Genomic DNA, 15,929 nt, shown 5'->3' with positions numbered 1-15,929 from the left:
CGATGGCTTTGCTACAGCTGGAGCGCATCAGCGCACAGTACCCCGGCGCCGCCGAACCGGTACTGGCGGATATTTCCCTGAGCCTGGGCCCCCAGCAGTTGCTGGTAGCTCTCGGCCCGTCCGGCAGTGGCAAGACCTCGCTGTTGAACCTGATTGCCGGTTTCGTCGAACCCAGCGCCGGGCGCATCACCCTTGACGGTGTGCCGGTCAAAGGCCCGAGCGCCGAACGCGGCGTGGTGTTCCAGGACGACGCCCTGCTGCCTTGGCAGGACGTGTTGGCCAACGTCGGTTTCGGCCTGGAGCTGGCCGGCATTGCGCGGGAAAAACGTGAACTGCGCGCTCAGGAAATGCTCGCACTTGTGGACCTTTCCGGCTTCGAAAGTCGCCGCATCTGGCAGCTCTCGGGTGGCCAGAAGCAACGTGTCGGCCTGGCCCGTGCGCTGGCCGCCGACCCGCGCGTTTTGCTGATGGACGAACCCTTCGGCGCCCTCGACGCCTTCACCCGCGAACAGATGCAGGAGCTGCTGCTGCAAGTCTGGCAGCGCACCGCCAAACCGGTTTTCCTGATTACCCACGACATCGAAGAAGCGGTGTTCCTCGCCACGGACCTGATTCTGCTGGCGCCTGATCCGGGACAAATCGTCGAGCGCCTGAGCCTGGATTTCGGTCAGCGGTATGCGGCCGGTGAGTCAGCTCGCTCGATCAAGTCCGACCCGCGCTTCATCGAAACTCGCGAACACGTACTCGCCAAAGTGTTCTCCCAACGCAGCACCGCCCAGCGGCAGGAGCGCGCATGAGCAGCTATCAAATTCGCGCCGTCGCGGTTAAACCGGGTTCCACGGACATCCCGGCACGTCGCAGCCTCAGCACTCGGTGGATCAGCGTGCTGACGCTGGTGGCGCTGGTTGTCATTTGGTGGGCCGTCACCGCCACAGGGATGATCGAACCGCTGTTCCTGCCACCACCGTCCGCCGTGCTGCAAAAGGGCTGGCTGCTGGTGACCAGCGGCTACATGGATTCAACGTTGTGGCAGCACTTGGGGGCCAGTCTCAGCCGTATCGGTCTGGGCCTTGGTTTCGCGGTGCTGACCGCCGTGCCCATCGGCATCGCCATCGGCCATAACCGCATCGCCCGCGGCGTGCTCGATCCGTTGATCGAGTTCTACCGGCCGATTCCACCGCTGGCTTATCTGCCGCTGATCGTCATCTGGTGCGGCATCGGTGAGTTGTCGAAAGTCTTGCTGATCTACCTGGCGATTTTTGCCCCGATCGCCATCGCCACCGCGACTGGCGTGCGCACGGTTGACCCGGCCAAGTTGCGCGCCGCTCAGTCGCTGGGAGCGACCCGGGCGCAGTTGATTCGCCATGTGATTCTGCCGAGTGCCTTGCCGGATATTTTGACTGGCGTGCGCATTGGTCTGGGCGTGGGTTGGTCGACGCTGGTTGCCGCCGAATTGATCGCCGCCACCAGCGGTTTGGGTTTTATGGTGCAGTCGGCCGCGCAATTCCTGGTCACCGATGTGGTGGTGCTGGGGATTCTGGTGATTGCCCTGATCGCGTTTGCCATGGAAATGGGCCTGCGCGCCCTGCAACGCAAACTGGTGCCGTGGCACGGCCAGGCCCACTGAGTTTTTTGGGATCTTAATGTGGGAGCGAGCCTGCTCGCGATGGCGGTGTATCAGCCACCACCCTGTCGCCTGACTCTCCGCTATCGCGAGCAGGCTCACTCCTACAAAAGCTCGGCACACCGGATTGAAGAGAATCACCATGAGCAACCTGACCATCGTCCCCCTCAGCTCGGCCCTCGGCGCCCAAATCAGCGGCATCGACGTCAGCCAGCCACTGAATCTGGAACAGCGCGACGCCATCGAGCAAGCGCTGCTCAAGCATCAAGTGCTGTTCTTCCGCGACCAGCCGATCACGCCGCAACAGCAGGCGCGATTCGCTGCGAATTTTGGCGATCTGCACATCCATCCGATCTACCCGAATGTGCCGGAACAGCCCGAAGTGCTGATCCTCGATACCGCCGTCACCGACGTGCGCGACAACGCAATCTGGCACACCGACGTGACCTTCCTGCCCACCCCGGCCATGGGCGCGGTGCTGAGTGCCAAGCTGTTGCCTGAATTTGGTGGCGACACGCTGTGGGCCAGTGGCATTGCGGCGTATGAAGCGTTGTCCGCGCCGATGAAAAGTTTGCTCGAAGGCCTGACGGCCACTCACGATTTCACCCGCTCGTTCCCGCTGGAGCGATATGGCAACACGCCGCAAGCGTTGGCCCAGTGGGAAGAAGCACGCCGCAAAAATCCACCGCTGTCGCACCCGGTGATCCGCACACACCCGGTGAGCGGGCGCCGGGCGTTGTTCGTCAATGAAGGCTTCACGTCGAAGATCAATGAGCTGTCGGACACCGAGAGTGAAGCGATTTTGAAGTTGTTGTTTGCTCATGCGACGCGGCCGGAATTCACCATTCGCTGGCGTTGGCAAAAAGATGATGTGGCGTTCTGGGATAACCGCGTGACACAGCATTACGCCGTGGATGATTACCGACCGGCGCGGCGGGTGATGCAGCGGGCGACGGTGTTGGGGGATGTGCCTTTCTTTCGGTGAGTCCTGAGTTCTTTACTGCCTGTTCTGGCCCCATCGCGAGCAGGCTCGCTCCCACAGCGGATTTGTGTCAGGCACGGCCCCTGTGGGAGCGAGCCTGCTCGCGAAGAGGCACGAACAGGCTCAGGAAGACCCGCCGCCGAACACTTATTCAGCCGTCGAAGGCTTCTCCCAAAGATTGATCCCGCCTTCCTGGGCAAACCGGTCAATTTCCGCCAGTTCTTCCGCGCTGAAACTCAAATTCTTCAACGCTGCGACGTTCTCGATAATCTGCTCCGGTCGGCTCGCACCGATCAGTGCCGAGGTCACGCGCGGATCGCGCAGCGTCCATGCCAACGCCAGTTGCGCCAGGCTCTGACCGCGACGCTTGGCGATTTCGTTGAGCCCGCGCACGTGGGCGATGTTGGCTTCGGACAGATGAGATTCCTGCAAAGAACCACCGCCCGGGCGATTGACCCGCGCATCCTTCGGAATGCCATTGAGGTACTTGTCGGTCAACAAGCCCTGCGCCAACGGCGTGAACGCAATCACGCCAGTGCCGAGTTCGTCGGTGACGTCCAGCAGATCCTTTTCAACCCAGCGATTAAGCAGGTTGTAGGCTGGTTGGTGAATCAGCAACGGCACTTTCCACTCTTTCAGCAGCGCCGCCATCTCACGGGTTTTCACCCCGGAATACGACGAGATGCCAATGTACAGCGCCTTGCCCTGCTGTACGGCGGTGGCCAACGCACTGGCAGTTTCTTCCAGCGGCGTGTCCGGGTCGAAGCGATGGGAATAGAAGATGTCCACGTAGTCCAGGCCCAGGCGTTGCAGGCTCTGGTCGAGGCTGGCCAGCACGTATTTACGCGAACCGCCGCCCTGGCCATAAGGGCCGGGCCACATGTCCCAGCCGGCCTTGCTTGAAATGATCAGCTCGTCGCGGTACTGCTTGAAGTCTTCACGCAGCAAACGACCGAAGTTGATCTCGGCGCTGCCATACGGCGGGCCATAGTTGTTGGCCAGGTCGAAGTGGTTGATGCCCAGGTCGAAGGCGGTGCGCAGCAGCGAGCGCTGAGTGTCGATCGGCGTGCTGTCACCGAAGTTGTGCCACAGCCCCAGGGACAGCGCCGGCAGCACCAGACCGCTGCGGCCTACGCGGCGGTAAGGGATAGAGTCGTAGCGGTTTTCGGCAGCGGTGTAAGTCATCGAATCCTCTCTTGTCTGTCTTGAAGTTGGTATCGACTGCTTCGCAAGTTGCCCAGCATACGCCCAGACAAACGCCGATAAACCTCGGACTCGAGAAAAAGCTGAAACGTTTCACAGATGATCGTTCCGACGCGGAGCGTGGGAACGATCAAGAACAGCAAGGTCAAACAGCGCCCGTAAACAGCTCCCCCAACCAATCCACAAACACCCGAACCCGTGGCGACATGTGTCGGTTTTGGGGGTACAGCACCGAAACCGGCATTGACGGTGGCGGCGTGTCGATGAGGACTTCTTGCACCAGGCCTTGGGAAATCTGCGCCTCCATTCGGTAATGCGGACACTGGATCAGGCCGAGCCCGGCAATTGCCGACGCCGCGTAGATTTCCGCGCCGAACACTGAAACCGCGCCTTCGATAGCGACTTCTTTCAGCTCGCCATCGACCATGAATTCGAAGGGGAACAACTTGGCGGTGGTGCGCGAGACGTAGTTCACCGCGCGATGGTGTTTCAGGTCTTCAAGGCTTTTCGGTTCACCGTATTGACGCAGGTAGGCGGGGCTGGCGCAGGTGATCTGGCGCAGGCTGGCGATACGTTTTCCGATCAGCGCCGAATCACTCAAGGTGCCGGCGCGCAGCACGCAGTCGACGCCTTCAGCGATCAGGTCGACAAAACGGTCGGCTTCGCTGATGGACAACTCGATGTCCGGGTAACGCTCCATGAATTGTGGCAATGCCGGGATCACAAAATGCCTGGCCAGGGTGCCATGCAAGTCAACGCGCAAGCGGCCTTTGGGTGCGCAACCGCGAAACGCCAGTTCGGCTTCTTCCAGTTCCGCCAGCAAGTGCACACAACGCTGATAGTAGGCCTCGCCGTCCAGCGTCGGACGCACCCTGCGGGTGCTGCGTTCCAACAAGCGCGTACCGAGCCACGCTTCAAACTGATTCAGCGTATGGGTCAGCGTCGCCCGCGGCAGATTCAGGTCCTCGGCGGCCAGCGTGAAGCTGCTGCGCTCGTAGATCCGCACGAAAACCTTCATTGCTTTGACTTGATCCACGCTCGGCTCCTGCTCCTCGATTGTTGGCGATTATTGAACAGTCAAGGCAACTCTCGTGCATTTATCGACTTCGGTAAACATGTGAATCTGGCTTCACCCCAACAAACACCTTCAAAGGTTCACCATGACTACTCAAACTTCGAAAGTTGCCCTCGTGACCGGCGCCTCCCGTGGCATCGGTGCCGTGATCGCCAGACAACTGGCCAGCGAAGGGTTCGCCGTCGCCATCAACTACGCCAGCAGCGCCATCGAAGCCTCAAAACGGGTGGTGGAGTTGCGTCAGGCCGGCCATCAAGCCATAGCGATCAAGGCCGATGTGGCCAATGCCGACGACGTACGCCGGATGTTCGACGAGACAGAAACGCAACTGGCCAAGGTCGATGTGTTGATCAACAACGCCGGCATTCTCAAAGTGATGGCGCTGGCGCAACACTCCGACGAACTGTTCGACCAGACCTTCAACATCCACGCGCGCGGCACCTTCAACACCTTGCGCGAAGCGGCCACCCGTTTGAATGACGGCGGGAGGATCGTCAATTTCTCCAGCAGCACCGTTGGCATGAACCTGCCAGGCTACGCGGTGTACATCGCCAGCAAAGCGGCCGTGGAATCCCTGACCCAGGTATTCGCCAAAGAAATGCGCGGGCGCAACATCACCGTCAACGCAGTCGCCCCCGGGCCGGTAGCGACCGAATTGTTTTTGCACGGCAAGAGCGAAGAGCAGATCCAGACCTTCGCCAAGATGCCTCCGCTGGAGCGTCTCGGTCAGCCGGAGGACATTGCTCGTGTGGTGTCGTTTCTGGTCGGGCCGGATTCGGCTTGGGTCAATGGGCAGATTCTGCGGGTGAATGGTGGATTGGTTTAAGCTGGTTTGCAGGCAGCCCAGACGCCTTCGCGGGCAAGCCTCGCGCCTACAGGGGTTGCGCGCAATCTGTAGGCGCGAGGCTTGCCCGCGAAGGCGGTCTTGAGGGCAGCACACATCGAAAGGACGGAATGCATCATGCACACCACGATCATCATCACCTTCGGCCTGATCCTGCTGGCGCTGATGCTGTTCATCGGCGAGAAAATCGGCTTCAGCCGCGAGACCCTGGCCTACAGTTTTGTGGTCCTGTGGCTGGCCCTGACACTGATCAACGGCGCGGTCGGCATGGTCAATGCCGGCCAGCCGTTGAGCACGGAACTGGTCGTTGGCAGCGCCGTGTTCGGTGTACCGGTGGCGGCGCTGGTGCTGTTCATGGTGTTGACCACCGAAACGTGAACAGCACCGCCACTACGTTCAACGCACCAAGTGCAAGAACTGCAAATGCCGTTCGTACTGATCAAGGATGTCGTTGATGATCTGCTCCTTGGTGTAACCCACCAGATCGTAGTCCTGGCTACCCTCGCTCAAATGCACCTCGGCCCGGTAATAACGGCGGTTGTTAAGTTCCTTGGAACCCATGCCACCACGGGCAAACGATGGCGTGAAGTAGCCGCGCATCTGCACCTGATAGATAAACGGATGCTCCTCGCCGTGTCCGATTTCCAGGCTGACGTTGTCGTTGGCCGGGTCGGGCTGAGTGACCACGTTCAATCCTTTCTCGACGAACACGGCGCTCACTTCTTCGATCGCCGGGCGCACCGTGGTGTCGAGGAAGCGATAGACCTCATCGCGGGACGGGAAATGCACGGCCTGGGTCAAGCGCTGACGCCAACCGCCCCGCCGCGAGCCGGACACCGGCGCCAGGGAATGCAGCTGCGCGATCTGCTTCTGCGACTCCAGATAGAACGCCTTGTGCAGCCCCCACATCATCAGCAGCAAGATCATCGAGAACGGCAACGACGTCAGCACCACCGCTGACTTCAGCGCATCGATGCTGCCGGAGAACAGCAACGCACTGGTCACCAGCGCGGTCATCGCGCCCCAGAACACCCGCAGCCATTTCGGCCCGTCTTCATCCGGGTTGCCGCCCTTGGCGGAGAGCGTCGACAGCACCACGGTGCCGGAGTCGGCCGAGGTGACGAAGAACACGAAGCTGATGAACACCGTCACCGCGATGACGGTTTTGCTCCATGGGTAGGTTTCCAGCAGCAGGTAGAGGGTCATCGACGGGTTGTCGACGGCCGACATGCCGAGCGCGGTCATGCCGTGGTTCAGGACCTGGTCGATGGCGCTGTTGCCGAAGATCGACATCCACGCCAGGGTGAAACCGAGCGGAATCAGCAACACGCCGAAGACGAATTCGCGAATGGTACGGCCACGGGAGATCCGGGCGATGAACAGGCCCACGAACGGCGACCACGCAATCCACCAGGCCCAATAGAACACGGTCCAGCCGCCCAGCCAGTCGCTGGGTTTGTCGTAGGCGTACAGGTCGAAACTCTTCATCGGCAACGCGCCGAGGTAGTCGCCGATGTTCTGGATCAGGGTGTTGAGCAAATGCTGCGTAGGACCGGCGAACAACACGAACAGCAACAGCGCACAGGCCAGCAGCATGTTGATGTCGGACATCACCCGCACGCCTTTATCGACGCCAGACACCGCAACGATGATCGCCGCGCCCATCATCAACGTGATCAGGCCGACCTGAATCCACTGGGTGTGAGCGATGCCGAACAGGTAGTCCAGGCCCGAGTTGAGGTGCAACACGCCAAAGCCCATGTCGGCGCCGAGGCCGAACACCGTGGCGATGATACCGAAGCCGTCCACGGCGTAACCGATCGGGCCGTTGATGCGCTTGCCAATCAGCGGATAGAGCGCCGAACGCAAGGCCAGCGGCAGGTTGTGGCGGTAGGCGAAGTAGGCCAGCGCCATGCCGACAAAGGCGAACACGCCCCAGCCGTGCAGGCCCCAGTGCAGAAACAGAATCTGCATCGCCTGACGCGCCGCATCCGCCGTGCCGGCCTCGCCTTGCGGTGGTTGGGCCAGGTGAGTGAGCGGTTCGGACACGCAAAAGAAGAACAGCGTGATGCTGATCCCGGCGGCGAACAGCATGCCGGCCCAGGACAGGTAACTGAATTCGGGCTCGTCGTGGTCGGCACCGAGCTTGATCTTGCCGTAGCCAGACAAGGCGGTGACCACCACGAAGACCAGATACAGCGTCATCGCGAGCATGTAATACCAGCCGACCGTATTGGCCGCCCAGTTTTGCGCTTCCAGCAGCCAGGCGCCGGCCTGTTCAGGCATGGCAATGACGACGATGCCGAACAGCAGAATGAAGGTCGCCGCGAAATAAAACACCGGCGGATTCATGCGGACCTGGCCGCTTGGAGGGACGGACGATGCACTCATGAAAGGTGCACCTCAAGGGGGTGAAACAGGGCAATCAATAACGGACTCGGCAAGGCAAGCCTCCTGTTGTGAACGGGCAGCAAACCGGCGGTTTAACTTGAATGAGCGTTCAAGTTAAACATGAATAGGGTGCTAAGGACTAATCGCAGGGCTCGGCGGTACGTTCTGTACGCTAGCTCAAGGATGGGTATGACGTGGGATTGGGGGGATTCGTTCAGCGGGAAATTAGCTAAATGCCATGATTACCGTTCGCCTTGAAATCCATTCGCGAGCAGGCTCGCTCCCACAGGGAAATGTGTCGTTCAAAAATCTGTGGTCCAACACCTATCCACTGTGGGAGCGAGCCTGCTCGCGATGAGGCCGGTGCAATCAGCTGAAATTTCGAAGCTTACTTCTGCGTCCCGTCATCATGCTGCAAATTCGCCTGCGTCAGGTTGCACCCCGGCGGTACGCTACGGGTCAGCCAGACGTTGCCGCCAATGGTCGAGCCCTTGCCAATGGTGATCCGCCCCAGAATCGTCGCGCCGGCATAGATCACCACATCATCCTCAACGATCGGATGCCGCGGATGGCCCTTTTGCAACTGGCCGTCCTCATCCGAAGGGAAGCGCTTGGCGCCCAACGTCACGGCTTGATAAATCCGCACGCGTTCACCAATGATCGCCGTCTCGCCGATCACGACACCCGTCCCGTGATCAATAAAGAAGCTGCGACCGATCTGCGCCCCAGGATGGATGTCGATACCGGTGGCCGAGTGGGCGATTTCTGCGCTGATCCGCGCCAGCAGCGGCAACCCCGAGCGGTACAAATGGTGCGCCAGGCGATGGTGGATCACCGCCAGAATCCCGGGATAGCACAACAGCACTTCATCGACGCTACGAGCTGCCGGGTCACCGTGATAGGCCGCCAGCACATCGGTGTCCAGCAAGCTGCGCAGCCCCGGCAACGCGAGGGCGAAATCCTGAATGATCGCAATAGTCTTGGCCTCCACTTCGGTGTCAGCTTCGGCGCTGTGACGAGCGGCGTAACGCAGTTCGAGTCGAGCCTGCGCCAGCAACGCGTTCAACGCGACGTCCAGCGTGTGCCCGACGTAGAAGTCTTCACTCTCCTCACGCAAATCCACCGGTCCCAGACGCATCGGAAACAAGGCACCGCACAGCGCTTCCAGTATCTCCGCCATGGCGGCCCGGGAAGGCAATTCGCGACCGCCCTGCTCGCCGCTGACTCGGCCGTTTTGTGCGCGCCACTGGTCCCGCGCAGTACGCAGTTGACTGACGATGGTCTGCAATTGCCAATGGCTGGAACGCTCGCTCACGGTAAAAACTCCTCACGGGCGGCCGGAGTGTCTGGCCGCGTTGTCGGCGATTACTTTACGGCAAGGTCTGGAGGCCGAATTAAGAACCAATTGTGCTGTGTTCAGTTCTTTTGGCTATAAGCGATTGACGGTTGCCCATGCATATAGCCGTGCCTATAGTCCTGACATCTTCCTTGGCCAGTACGGACCCATGATCAAACAACAGCTTGCCCGCTTTAACCGCCTCGACCTCCTCGGCCACCCTACCGCGCTTGAAAAACTCGAACGGCTGTCGACCTGGCTCGGCCGTGATCTGTACGTCAAACGCGATGACCTGACACCGCTGGCCATGGGCGGCAACAAGCTGCGCAAACTCGAATACCTGGCGGCCGATGCCTTGGCCCAGGGCGCCGACACGTTGATCACCGCGGGTGCGCTTCAGTCCAACCACGTGCGCCAGACTGCCGCCATTGCGGCCAAGCTTGGCCTGGGCTGCGTCGCGCTGCTGGAAAATCCATTGGGCACCGACGACGCCAACTACCTGGGCAACGGCAATCGGCTGCTGCTCGACCTGTTCGATGCCAAGGTCGAGCTGGTGGAAAACCTCGACAATGCCGACGAGCAACTGCAAGCCTTGGCCGACCGTTTACGCAATAACGGCAAGAAACCGTATCTGGTGCCAATTGGTGGCTCCAATGCGCTGGGCGCTTTGGGTTATGTGCGCGCCGGGCTGGAACTGGCCGCACAGATCAAGGACACCGGCCTGCAATTTGCCGCCGTGGTCCTGGCCTCGGGCAGTGCCGGGACCCACAGTGGTCTGGCGCTGGCACTGAGTGAAGTACTGCCGGATTTGCCAGTGATTGGTGTCACGGTGTCCCGTAGCGATGAAGATCAGCGCCCGAAAGTCCAGGGCCTGGCCGAGCGCACTGCCGAGTTGCTGGGCGTGAGCCTGCCGGAGAGTTTCAAGATCGAACTGTGGGACGAATATTTTGGCCCGCGGTATGGCGAGCCGAATGCCGGGACGCTGGCGGCGGTGAAGCTGGTGGCGAGTCAGGAAGGGTTGCTGCTGGACCCGGTTTACACCGGTAAAGCCATGGCCGGGTTGCTGGATGGCATCGGTCGTCAACGGTTCAACGATGGCCCGATCATTTTCCTGCATACCGGCGGGGCACCAGCGTTGTTTGCCTACAAGGACTCGCTGACCAGTTGAAGTACTCCTGTGGCGAGGGACCAAGCTCCCTCGCCACAGGGAATCGCGTGTATCTCATATGAAATAAAAGAATAACAAACACGATATTTATTATTTTCCTATCTAAAAGCGCCATCATATAGTCACGCCGCAGGCGAATTTGCAGCGAGACGCATACGCTGCTTTAGGGCAGGATATTGCAGTCGTCCAAATCCCGATTTTGCCAACATTCCTAAAAGCGTCTTCATAAGAAAACACAGGGGCTTGTCATGAATTTTTCCGCACTACGTCGAAATCTGCTGGTCGGTTCGCTGGGCCTGGCGCTGAGCGCCGGTCTGCTGGGGCAGGCGGTTGCCGGTGAGCAGCTGCAAAAAATCAAGGACGCGGGCGTGATCAACGTCGGTCTGGAAGGCACTTACCCACCGTTCAGCTTCGTTGACGCCGACGGCAAACTGGCCGGTTTCGAAGTCGAGTTCTCCGAAGCCCTGGCCAAAGAACTGGGCGTGAAGGTCAAACTGCAACCGACCAAATGGGACGGCATCCTCGCGGCGCTGGAATCCAAACGTCTGGACGCAGTGATCAACCAGGTGACCATCTCCGAAGAGCGCAAGAAGAAGTATGACTTCTCCGAGCCGTACACCGTTTCCGGGATTCAGGCGCTGGTGCTGACCAAGAAGGCCGCGGAGCTGAACATCAAGTCTGCCGCCGATCTGGCCGGCAAGAAAGTCGGCGTAGGCCTGGGCACCAACTACGAGCAGTGGCTCAAAGACAATCAGCCAAAAGCCATCATCAAGACCTATGACGATGATCCGACCAAGTTCCAGGACCTGCGCGTCGGCCGCATCGACGCCATTCTGATCGACCGTCTGGCCGCGCTGGAATACGCCAAGAAAGCCAAGGACACCACCGCCGCCGGCGAAGCGTTCTCCCGTCAGGAAGCCGGTATTGCCCTGCGCAAAGGCGAGCCTGAGTTGCTGGCTGCGGTGAACAAAGCCATCGACAAGCTGCGTGCCGACGGTACGCTGAAAAAGCTTTCGGAAAAATACTTCAGCGCTGACGTCACTCAATAATGGAAGAAGCTTTTCAACTCGCACTGGACTCCCTGCCTTTCCTGCTCAAGGGGGCCTACTACACGGTCATCTTGAGCCTGGGCGGGATGTTCTTCGGCCTCATGCTGGGCTTCGGCCTGGCACTGATGCGCCTGTCGCGCTTCAAGCTGGTGAGCTGGATCGCCCGCATCTACGTGTCGTTCTTTCGCGGCACGCCGTTGCTGGTGCAACTGTTCGTGATCTATTACGGCTTGCCGCAATTGGGCATGGAACTCGATCCGCTGCCGGCGGCCCTGATCGGCTTCTCGCTGAATATGGCCGCTTACGCCTGTGAAATCCTGCGTTCCGCGATCAGCTCCATCGAGCGCGGTCAGTGGGAAGCTGCCGCCAGCATCGGCATGACTCGTGCGCAAACCCTTCGCCGGGCCATCATCCCGCAAGCGATGCGCACCGCATTACCGCCGCTGGGCAACAGCTTCATTTCGCTGGTCAAGGACACCGCGCTGGCCGCCACCATCCAGGTGCCGGAACTGTTCCGCCAGGCGCAGCTGATCACAGCACGCACCTTCGAAGTGTTCACCATGTACCTTGCCGCCGCGCTGATCTACTGGATTCTGGCCACGGTGCTCTCGCACCTGCAGAACAAGTTGGAAGAGCGGGTCAATCGGCACGACCAGGAGTCCTGACCCAATGATTGTCGTGGAAAAACTGACAAAGCAGTTCAAGGGTCAAGTGGTGCTCAACGGCATCGATCTGGAAGTGAAGGAAGGTGAGGTCGTCGCGATCATCGGGCCTAGTGGCTCGGGTAAAACCACCTTCCTGCGATGCCTGAATTTTCTGGAAGAACCCACCAGCGGCCGGATCAAGGTCGGTGACATCGAGATCGATGGCAGCCGCCCGTTGAACCAGCAGCAGAACCTGGTGCGGCGCTTGCGTCAGCACGTCGGATTCGTGTTCCAGAACTTCAACCTGTTCCCCCATCGCACCGCCCTGGAAAACGTCATCGAAGGCCCGATCATCGTGAAGAAGATCCCGCACGCCGACGCCGTTGCCCTGGGTAAAAAGCTGTTGGCCAGGGTTGGCCTGGCGGGCAAGGAAGACGCTTACCCGCGACGCCTTTCCGGTGGTCAGCAGCAGCGTGTGGCGATTGCCCGTGCACTGGCGATGGAGCCGGAAGTGATCCTGTTCGATGAACCCACCTCAGCGCTTGATCCAGAGCTGGTGGGTGAAGTGCTGGCGACCATCCGCAGCCTGGCCGAAGAGAAGCGCACCATGGTGATCGTTACCCACGAAATGGGCTTTGCCCGGGACGTGGCCAACCGTGTGGTGTTTTTCGACAAGGGTGTGATCGTCGAGCAAGGCGAAGCCAAGGCGTTGTTTGCCAACCCGAAAGAAGAACGGACGAAGCAGTTTCTCAGCAAGTTCCTGAATAACACCAACCATTAATATCGCTTCACTATTTGTCAACTTCCATGGATGGAAGTGACAACTTATCCCGCCACCCACATCGCTCGATTCTCTCTTCTCGTTCATTCGAACAATAGATAAATTTTTACAACTGCATGCGGTACATATATATGTTCTGCAACAGATTCAACGCGCCTAAAATCCGCCAGATCCAGTGCCATCAATGAGCACACCGTCGCCGCCACCCACGCCCGAAAATCAATAAATACGCGGCGAAATTCGACAGAGCGGTGCGGCATATTAACTTCAAGGCGTAGGATTTTTCTGAATAGCACTGAATACCCTACTTAACTAGTCAGTTCTATTGACACCTATTCAGGCGCACTCTTATCTAGTCCCCAGCAGGCGTCAACCATCGTTAAAAACCATTATTGAAACTTGCAAATAGTGAACAACTTTGTTGCTCGGTAATACACGCCTTTTGATTTTTTCAGAAACGGACTTCGCTGCAAGGCGTCAAGGAGAAACCCATGACAAGCACCTCGAATAAATCCGGACTTGCGGCCCCTACCCTGGCGCAATCCCACAAGACTGGCATCAATGTCACTTCGGCGGCCCATCTGCTGATCGATGTGGCGCCCTACCCCGGCATGGACGAAGGCGACCTGATCGAACTGTTCTGGGACAACTGCTACGTCGCCTCCCGCGTCCTCATGGCCGACGATGTCGGCGAAGTCGTCAGTCTGCGTGTGCCGCAAAGCTTCATTGCCAATGGCTCCTCCTGCATTCACTACCGCGTCATGCAAGTCGGGCAGGGGCCGGCGCTGTCGCTCGCCACACGGGTACAGATCAAGCTCGATTGCCCGGGCGGTCAGCCACTCACGCTGTGCGGCCACGAAAACGAGCACCTGGCGCCAGTGGGCATCCCCGAAACCATTCGCCGTCAGGGGGTCAATCCGAACCAGATCAAGCGGGGCGTGCCGTTGACCATCGAGCCTTACCTGAACATGGCCGTCGACGATGAAATCACCCTGCGCTGGGGTGATGTGCGCATGGACCTGCCGCAGCTCAAGGCCGACGAGGTGGGCCAGCCGGTTCAGGTCTGGGTGCCGCCGGCGATCATTCTCGAAGCCGGCGAAGACCTTCGGCTGGAGGTGACTTACTGCATCCTCGATCGCGTGGGCAACAACTCCGGCTGGGCACCGCCGCGCTGGCTCAAGATCGGTTGCAACAATCCCTATCTGAAAGTGCCGTTCAAAGAGCAATTGAAAGCCGCCGAAACGCGCAAAAAGTAAAAACACCGCCGTCCCTGTAGGAGCGAGGCTTGCCCGCGAAGGCGCTGCGTCAGCCAACATCAAAGGTGCCCGACACTCCGCCTTCGCGGGCAAGCCTCGCTCCTACAGGGGAAGCAACACCCTTCTATGCATATTCCCAAAAGTTAGTTTATTAATTTTTTATACGCGTTTAGGGTATATGCACCGGACCACCGGACATTCTTGATTTTCGTTCGCCGCAACCCTCGCGGCGACTCCATGAGATGTGAGGTAGGTATGGTCCGGAACACAATCACCCCAGTGCAGATCGCCAGGGCATTGCGTGCAGCCAAGGAGCGGCACTGATGTCCAGTCTGGCAGATGCAATCGTTCAGAGTGATCTGGACATCGCCCCCCTGTTGTTGCCTGCGCAGGTCCTGCGCAACGACGCACAAGCCATCAAGGCCGCCCATGAGCTGGCGCAAGTCGCCCGCCTGCAAGCGGCCAAACGTGACCGGCAGCGCAAATTGCCATGGTCGCAAATCGAACAGTTCACCCGCAGCGGCCTGGGCAGCATTTCCATTGCGCGCGAGTACGGTGGCCCGCAGGTTTCGTTCGTCACCCTGGCCGAGGTTTTCGCGATCATTTCTGCGGCGGACCCGGCACTGGGACAAATCCCGCAGAACCAGTTCGGCATCCTGCACCTGGTACTCGGCAGCGCCACCGAGGCGCAAAAAAAACAGCTGTTCAAAAGCGTGCTCGAAGGCTGGCGCATCGGCAATGCCGGGCCGGAGCTCGGCACCAAAAACACCCTGGAACTCAAAGCACGAATCACCGCTGACGGGGATGGTTTTGTCATCAGCGGGCAGAAGTTTTACTCCACCGGCGCACTGTTCGCCCATTGGGTGGCGGTCAAGGCGCTGAACGACGACGGCAAGCAAGTGTTGGCCTTCGTCCGTCGCGGCACACCGGGCCTGCGCATTGTGGATGACTGGTCAGGCTTCGGTCAGCGCACCACCGCCAGCGGCACTATTTTGCTCAACAACGTGCGGGTCGACGCCGAGCTGGTGGTAGACAACTGGAAGATCAACGACAGCCCGAACATCCAGGGTGCCGTGTCGCAACTGATTCAAGCGGCCATTGACGCCGGTATCGCTCGCGGTGCCATCGACGACGCCATCGAGTTCGTGAAAACCCGTGCCCGTCCGTGGATCGACGCCAAGGTCGAGCGGGCCAGCGACGACCTCTACGTCATCGCCGATATCGGCAAGTTGAAAATTGAACTGCACGCCGCCGAGGCACTGCTGCGCAAGGCCGGACAAGTACTCGATGAGGTCAGCGCCGCGCCACTCACTGCCGAGTCCGCCGCGCGCGCGTCGATTGCCGTCGCTGAAGCAAAAGTGCTGACCACCGAGATCTCGCTGCTCGCCAGCGAAAAACTCTTCGAACTGGCCGGCAGCCGCGCGACGCTCGCCGAATTCAACCTCGACCGCCACTGGCGCAACGCCCGCGTGCACACGCTGCACGACCCGGTGCGCTGGAAATACCACGCCATCGGCAGCTATCACCTGAACGGCACGCTGCCCGCTCGCCACTCCTGGATTTAACGACCAGATCT

At 59.8% G+C, this 15,929-nt stretch carries 15 protein-coding genes; 11 read left to right on the top strand and 4 right to left on the bottom strand.

Features of this window, described 5'->3' with window-relative positions; genetic code table 11:
* Positions 1-2 precede the first annotated feature (2 nt).
* The 3 genes from tauB to tauD all read left to right on the top strand — a co-directional run bounded on the left by tauB (position 3) and on the right by tauD (position 2,609).
* Entirely contained in the window at positions 3-797 is a 795-nt protein-coding gene (tauB, locus tag JIO00_RS01175; protein ID WP_010464784.1) for a taurine ABC transporter ATP-binding subunit, read from the top strand.
* Complete coding sequence (gene tauC / locus JIO00_RS01170) at positions 794-1,627, top strand: taurine ABC transporter permease TauC (protein WP_172792022.1); 834 nt, start codon at positions 794-796, stop codon at positions 1,625-1,627. Before tauB ends, tauC begins: the two co-directional genes overlap by 4 nt.
* Positions 1,628-1,766: 139 nt before the next feature.
* Positions 1,767-2,609, top strand: coding sequence for a taurine dioxygenase (tauD, locus tag JIO00_RS01165; RefSeq protein ID WP_010464788.1), 843 nt, complete (start codon positions 1,767-1,769; stop codon positions 2,607-2,609).
* Positions 2,610-2,753: 144 nt separating this feature from the next.
* On the opposite strand, the gene mgrA is transcribed toward tauD, so the two are convergent.
* A complete protein-coding gene (gene mgrA, locus JIO00_RS01160; RefSeq protein ID WP_010464790.1) occupies positions 2,754-3,791 on the bottom strand; it encodes an L-glyceraldehyde 3-phosphate reductase in 1,038 nt (345 codons plus the stop codon).
* 163 nt (positions 3,792-3,954) lie between these two features.
* The gene (locus JIO00_RS01155; protein ID WP_200667463.1) at positions 3,955-4,845 is read right to left on the bottom strand and encodes a LysR family transcriptional regulator; all 891 of its coding nucleotides are present in this window, start codon (positions 4,843-4,845) and stop codon (positions 3,955-3,957) included.
* Positions 4,846-4,969: 124 nt separating this feature from the next.
* On the opposite strand from JIO00_RS01155, the gene JIO00_RS01150 reads away from it, so the two are divergent.
* Both JIO00_RS01150 and JIO00_RS01145 read left to right on the top strand, forming a co-directional pair.
* Positions 4,970-5,710 (top strand): SDR family oxidoreductase, encoded by a 741-nt coding sequence (locus JIO00_RS01150; RefSeq protein ID WP_200667462.1) that lies wholly within the window; start codon positions 4,970-4,972, stop codon positions 5,708-5,710.
* A gap of 135 nt (positions 5,711-5,845) precedes the next feature.
* Positions 5,846-6,106, top strand: coding sequence for a hypothetical protein (locus tag JIO00_RS01145; RefSeq protein WP_010464795.1), 261 nt, complete (start codon positions 5,846-5,848; stop codon positions 6,104-6,106).
* 18 nt (positions 6,107-6,124) lie between these two features.
* On the opposite strand, the gene betT is transcribed toward JIO00_RS01145, so the two are convergent.
* Together betT and epsC are read right to left on the bottom strand one after the other, a co-directional pair.
* The gene (gene betT / locus JIO00_RS01140; protein ID WP_169857611.1) at positions 6,125-8,080 is read right to left on the bottom strand and encodes a choline transporter BetT; all 1,956 of its coding nucleotides are present in this window, start codon (positions 8,078-8,080) and stop codon (positions 6,125-6,127) included.
* Between the two features lie 427 nt (positions 8,081-8,507).
* Positions 8,508-9,434 (bottom strand): serine O-acetyltransferase EpsC, encoded by a 927-nt coding sequence (gene epsC, locus JIO00_RS01135; protein ID WP_010464798.1) that lies wholly within the window; start codon positions 9,432-9,434, stop codon positions 8,508-8,510.
* A 190-nt stretch (positions 9,435-9,624) separates the two neighbouring features.
* On the opposite strand from epsC, the gene JIO00_RS01130 reads away from it, so the two are divergent.
* From JIO00_RS01130 to JIO00_RS01105, 6 genes are all read left to right on the top strand, one after another.
* Positions 9,625-10,623 (top strand): D-cysteine desulfhydrase, encoded by a 999-nt coding sequence (locus tag JIO00_RS01130; protein ID WP_200667460.1) that lies wholly within the window; start codon positions 9,625-9,627, stop codon positions 10,621-10,623.
* A 248-nt stretch (positions 10,624-10,871) separates the two neighbouring features.
* A complete protein-coding gene (tcyJ, locus tag JIO00_RS01125) occupies positions 10,872-11,672 on the top strand; it encodes a cystine ABC transporter substrate-binding protein (RefSeq protein ID WP_010464802.1) in 801 nt (266 codons plus the stop codon).
* Positions 11,672-12,337, top strand: coding sequence for a cystine ABC transporter permease (tcyL, locus tag JIO00_RS01120; RefSeq protein WP_010464804.1), 666 nt, complete (start codon positions 11,672-11,674; stop codon positions 12,335-12,337). The genes tcyJ and tcyL overlap by 1 nt, the downstream gene beginning before the upstream one ends.
* 4 nt (positions 12,338-12,341) lie before the next feature.
* Positions 12,342-13,097: an L-cystine ABC transporter ATP-binding protein TcyN gene (gene tcyN, locus JIO00_RS01115; RefSeq protein ID WP_154502563.1), complete on the top strand. Its 756-nt coding sequence runs from the start codon at positions 12,342-12,344 to the stop codon at positions 13,095-13,097.
* A gap of 491 nt (positions 13,098-13,588) precedes the next feature.
* Positions 13,589-14,353: a hypothetical protein gene (locus JIO00_RS01110; protein ID WP_102593417.1), complete on the top strand. Its 765-nt coding sequence runs from the start codon at positions 13,589-13,591 to the stop codon at positions 14,351-14,353.
* 323 nt (positions 14,354-14,676) lie between these two features.
* Positions 14,677-15,918, top strand: coding sequence for an SfnB family sulfur acquisition oxidoreductase (locus tag JIO00_RS01105; protein WP_200667458.1), 1,242 nt, complete (start codon positions 14,677-14,679; stop codon positions 15,916-15,918).
* The last annotated feature ends 11 nt before the right edge of the window (positions 15,919-15,929 follow it).

Origin of the sequence: Pseudomonas sp. SW-3 (assembly GCF_016615645.1) — a bacterium.
GTDB lineage: Bacteria > Pseudomonadota > Gammaproteobacteria > Pseudomonadales > Pseudomonadaceae > Aquipseudomonas > Aquipseudomonas mandelii.
The sequence above is the reverse complement of the archived record's forward strand: the minus strand, read 5'-3'. Positions and strand labels throughout refer to the sequence as shown.

What these genes read in the sequence shown, in the direction of transcription:
- JIO00_RS01105 (WP_200667458.1), top strand. Translation starts at nt 14,677, where the DNA reads ATGTCCAGTCTGGCAGATGCAATCGTTCAGAGTGATCTGGACATCGCC.
- tcyN (WP_154502563.1), top strand. Translation starts at nt 12,342, where the DNA reads ATGATTGTCGTGGAAAAACTGACAAAGCAGTTCAAGGGTCAAGTGGTG.
- betT (WP_169857611.1), bottom strand. Translation starts at nt 8,080, where the DNA reads ATGAATCCGCCGGTGTTTTATTTCGCGGCGACCTTCATTCTGCTGTTC.
- tauC (WP_172792022.1), top strand. Translation starts at nt 794, where the DNA reads ATGAGCAGCTATCAAATTCGCGCCGTCGCGGTTAAACCGGGTTCCACG.
- JIO00_RS01145 (WP_010464795.1), top strand. Translation starts at nt 5,846, where the DNA reads ATGCACACCACGATCATCATCACCTTCGGCCTGATCCTGCTGGCGCTG.
- mgrA (WP_010464790.1), bottom strand. Translation starts at nt 3,791, where the DNA reads ATGACTTACACCGCTGCCGAAAACCGCTACGACTCTATCCCTTACCGC.
- JIO00_RS01150 (WP_200667462.1), top strand. Translation starts at nt 4,970, where the DNA reads ATGACTACTCAAACTTCGAAAGTTGCCCTCGTGACCGGCGCCTCCCGT.
- tcyL (WP_010464804.1), top strand. Translation starts at nt 11,672, where the DNA reads ATGGAAGAAGCTTTTCAACTCGCACTGGACTCCCTGCCTTTCCTGCTC.
- JIO00_RS01110 (WP_102593417.1), top strand. Translation starts at nt 13,589, where the DNA reads ATGACAAGCACCTCGAATAAATCCGGACTTGCGGCCCCTACCCTGGCG.
- tcyJ (WP_010464802.1), top strand. Translation starts at nt 10,872, where the DNA reads ATGAATTTTTCCGCACTACGTCGAAATCTGCTGGTCGGTTCGCTGGGC.
- tauD (WP_010464788.1), top strand. Translation starts at nt 1,767, where the DNA reads ATGAGCAACCTGACCATCGTCCCCCTCAGCTCGGCCCTCGGCGCCCAA.
- tauB (WP_010464784.1), top strand. Translation starts at nt 3, where the DNA reads ATGGCTTTGCTACAGCTGGAGCGCATCAGCGCACAGTACCCCGGCGCC.
- JIO00_RS01130 (WP_200667460.1), top strand. Translation starts at nt 9,625, where the DNA reads ATGATCAAACAACAGCTTGCCCGCTTTAACCGCCTCGACCTCCTCGGC.